At 73.9% G+C, this 4,111-nt stretch carries 1 protein-coding gene; it reads right to left on the reverse strand.

All coding sequences use genetic code 11. From position 1 onward, the window contains the following. Nucleotides 1–4,109: SDR family NAD(P)-dependent oxidoreductase (locus DEH69_RS04215; protein ID WP_113685515.1), on the reverse strand; the 4,109-nt coding region annotated here is incomplete at its 3' end. Between the last annotated feature and the right edge of the window lie 2 nt (nucleotides 4,110–4,111).

A 4,111-nucleotide genomic window follows, 5' to 3' on the forward strand; every position in this document is an offset into this window, starting at 1 on the left:
AACAGCGCCACCTCCACCGCGAACAGCCCGGCCTGCGCGAACTCCGTCCGGTTCAGCGCCTCGGCGTCATCCCCGAACACCACATCCCGCACCGGCCGTTCCAGATGCGCGTCAAGACGCGCGCACACCGCGTCGAACGCCCCCGCGAACACCGGGAAGGCATCGTAGAGCTCACGCCCCATCCCGGGCCGCTGACTCCCCTGCCCCGAGAACACCAACGCCAGACGCCCCCTGCCGCGCGGGCCCGTTGCCGCCGGGGAGCGGCCGTCGGCGAGCGCGGTCAGCTCATCGGTCAGCTCGGCGCGGCTCGCGACCGCGAGGACGGCGCGGTGGTCGAGTGCGGCGCGGGTGGTGGCCAACGAGTAGGCGATGTCGGCCAGTTCGGCCTCCGGGTCGAGCCGGTCGAGGAGGTGGGCGGCCTGGGCGCGCAGGGCGTCGGCGGTGGGGGCGGAGATCGGCACGGGGACGACCGGCGCGGTGGCGGTGCCTGGACGTCCTGGGCGTTCGGGCGGCTCGGCCTCGGGGGCCTGTTCCAGGATGACATGGACGTTGGTGCCGCTGACGCCGAAGGCGGAGACTCCGGCGCGGCGCGGCCTGCCGGTGTCGGGCCAGGTGACGGCGTCGGTGGCCAGGGCGACGGCGCCCTCGGTCCAGTCGACGTGCGGGGTGGGCTCGTCGACGTGGAGGGTCTTGGGGATGACTCCGGCGTGCATGGACAGGATCATCTTGATGATGCCCGCGGTGCCCGCGGCGGTCTGGGTGTGGCCGATGTTGGACTTCACCGAGCCCAGCCACAGCGGCCGTTCGGCGTCCCGGTCCTGGCCGTAGGTGGCGAGGAGCGCCTGGGCCTCGATGGGGTCGCCGAGGCGCGTCCCCGTGCCATGGGCCTCGACGACGTCGATGTCGGCGGGCGTGAGGCGGGAGTTGGCGAGGGCCTGGCGGATGACGCGTTGCTGCGACGGGCCGTTGGGGGCCGTGATGCCGTTGGACGCGCCGTCCTGGTTGACGGCCGAGCCGCGCAGCACCGCGAGCACGGGGTGGCCGTTGCGGCGGGCCTCGGAGAGGCGTTCGAGCAGCAGCACGCCCGCGCCCTCGCCCCAGCCCGTGCCGTCGGCGGCGCCCGCGAATGGCTTGCAGCGGCCGTCGGCCGCCATGCCGCGCTGGCGGGAGAACTCCACAAAGAGGCCGGGGTTGGTCATCACGGCGACGCCACCGACGAGCGCCAGCGTGCACTCGCCCTGCCTCAGCGCCTGCGCGGCCCAGTGCAGGGCGACAAGGGAGGAGGAGCAGGCGGTGTCGATGGTGACGGCGGGGCCTTCGAGGCCGAGGACATAGGAGATGCGGCCCGAGAGGACGGCCGCGGCGCTGCCGGTGAGGAAGTAGCCCTCGGCGCCCTCGGGGACGCGGGTGAGGTTGGTGGCGTAGTGGGAGGACGAGGCGCCGACGAAGACCCCGGTCTGGCTGCCGCGCAGCGTGTCGGGGGTGATGCCCGCCCGCTCGAACGCCTCCCACGCGGTCTCGAGCAGGAGCCGCTGCTGGGGGTCCATCACCAGGGCCTCGCGGGGCGATATCCCGAAGAACCCGGCGTCGAAGTCGGCGACATCGGGGATGAACGCGGCCTCACGGGTGTAGCTGGTGCCGGGGTGGTCGGGGTCGGGGTGGTAGAGCGCGTCGGTGTCCCAGCCGCGGTCCTCGGGGAACACGGTGACGGCGTCCCGGCCCTCGGCGAGCAACTCCCAGAAGTCTTCCGGGGATTGGATACCGCCCGGGAAGCGGCAGCCCATCGACACGATGGCGATCGGGTCGTCGTGGTCGGAGGCGACGGCGACGGGCGCGGGCGTGGCGGGCGCCGCGGTGTCGGCGCCGTTGAGCCGGGAGTCGAGGAAGCGGGCGACGGCGGTGGACGTCGGGTGGTCAAAGACGAGGGTGGTGGGCAGCTTGAGGCCGGACTCCGCGGCGAGCCGGTTGCGCATGGAGACGGCGGTGACCGAGTCGAAGCCGATGTCGCGGAAGGCGCGGCCCGGCTCGATGTCGGAGGCGTCGGCGAAGCCGAGGACGGCGGCGGCGTGCCCGCTGACCAGCTTCTCCAGGGCGCGGAGCCGTTCGGCGCCGGAGAGCCCGCGCAGCCGGGCGGCCAGCCCCGTGCCGTCGGCCGGCGTGTCGGCCTCGGCGGTGGGGGCGGTCAACGCGGCCCGGACGGCGGGGAGTTCGTCGAGGAGCGGGCGAGGCCGTGTGGCGGTGAAGGCGGTGGCGAACCGTGCCCAGTCGATGTCGGCGACGGAGAGGAACGTCTCCTCGTGGTCGATGGCCTGCTGGAGCGCGGCGATGGCCAGGGCGGGCTCCATGGGGAGCAGGCCCCTGCGGCTCAGGTGCAGGGCGGCGTCCTCGGTGGCGGCCAGGCCGTCCTCGCCCCAGGCGCCCCATGCGACGGAGGTGGCAGGCAGGCCGGCGGCGCGGCGGCGTTCGGCGAACGCGTCGAGGTAGGCGTTGGCGGCGCCGTAGGCGCTCTGGCCGCCGCCGCCCCACACTCCCGCGTTGGAGGAGAACAGCACGAACGCGTCGAGGGGTTGGGCGCCGGGGGCGCCGTCGAGCAGCTCGTGGAGGTGCTGTGTGCCGTCGACCTTGGGGGCGAGGATGTCGGCGAGCAGCGCGGAGTCGGTCTCTTCGAGCGGCACGAGCGGGCCGATGCCCGCGGCGTGCATGACGGAGCGGACGGGGGTGCCCGCGTCGGCGAGCGAGGTGAGGAGCGAGGCGAGGGCGTCGCGGTCGGCGACGTCGCACGCGGCGACGGTGATCCGGGGGCCGAACGCCCGCAGCTCGTCGGCGAGCTCGGCGGCGCCGGGCGCGTTCTCGCCGCGGCGGCTGGTGAGGACGAGGTGGTCGGCGCCTCGTCCCGCGAGCCAACGGGCCACGTGCGCGCCGACGCCGCCGGTGCCGCCGGTGACCAGGACGGTGCCGGTGGGCCGCCAGTCGCGGGGGGCGGGGGTGTCGCCGATGGGGGCGTGGACCAGGCGCCGGACGAAGATGCCGGAGGGGCGGACGGCGAGCTGGTCCTCGTCGCCGACGCGGGCGAGCACGCGTGCAAGCCGGGCGGCGACCCGGTCGTCGACGGCGGCGGGCAGGTCGACCAACCCACCCCAGAACTCGGGGTGTTCGAGCCCGATGACGCGGCCGAGGCCCCAGACGAGGGCGTGTTCGGCGTTGCCCAACGGGTCGGAGCGGCCGATGGAGACGCCCTGGCGTGTGACGAGCCAGAGCGGGCAGGTGAGTTGGGCCGCGGCCATGCGCCGGGCGAGGGCGAGGGTGCCCTCGAGGTCGAGCGCAGCGACGATGCCAGCGATGTCCTTGCCCTCGAACTCCGGTGGCGCGGTGGCGAGTTCGGCTTCGGCGCCGTGTTCGCCGAGGGCGCGCAGGGCCAGTTGGGCGGCCTCGGAGGCGGAGTTGTCGTTCTCGTCGGCGAGGACGAGCCAGCGGCCCGTGAGGGTGGGGGCCGGGGGTTCGCCGACGGGGCGCCAGGCGATCTTGTAGCGCCAGGAGTCGAGGGTGGACCTCTCGGTGCGGTCGCGGCGCCAGCTGGTGAGGGTGGCGCGGGCGGCCTCGTCTAGGTCGAGGTCGCCGCGTTCGATGGCGCCCCACAGGTCGGCGTCGCCGAGGTCGTGCGCGGTGGGGGCGAGGGGGGCCACGCTCACCTCGGGCCAGTAGCGCTGGCGTTGGAAGGGGTAGGTCGGCAGGTCGACATGGCCACCCTCAAGGCCCCAGCGCACGGGCACGCCATGGGCATACGCCTCGCCAAGGGAGAGCAGCAGACGGCGGACCCCGCCCTCATCCCGGCGCAGCGTACCGATGGTCACAGCCTCATCGACCGTCGCCTCGACCGCCGACCCGAGCAGCGGATGCGCGGACACCTCAATAAACAGCGTGTGGCCATCCTCGGCCAGAGCACGGGTGGCAGCCTCGAACTCCACCGGCTCCCGCATATTCCGATACCAATACCCCGTGTCCAACGCCACCGTGTCCAGCAACCCACCCGTCACCGTCGAATAGAACGGAACACTGCCCGAACGCGGCACCACAGGCGCAAGATCCGACAACAGACGCTCCCGCAACATCG

Origin of the sequence: Streptomyces sp. PT12 (assembly GCF_003311645.1) — a bacterium.
Classification (GTDB): Bacteria; Actinomycetota; Actinomycetes; order Streptomycetales; family Streptomycetaceae; genus Streptomyces.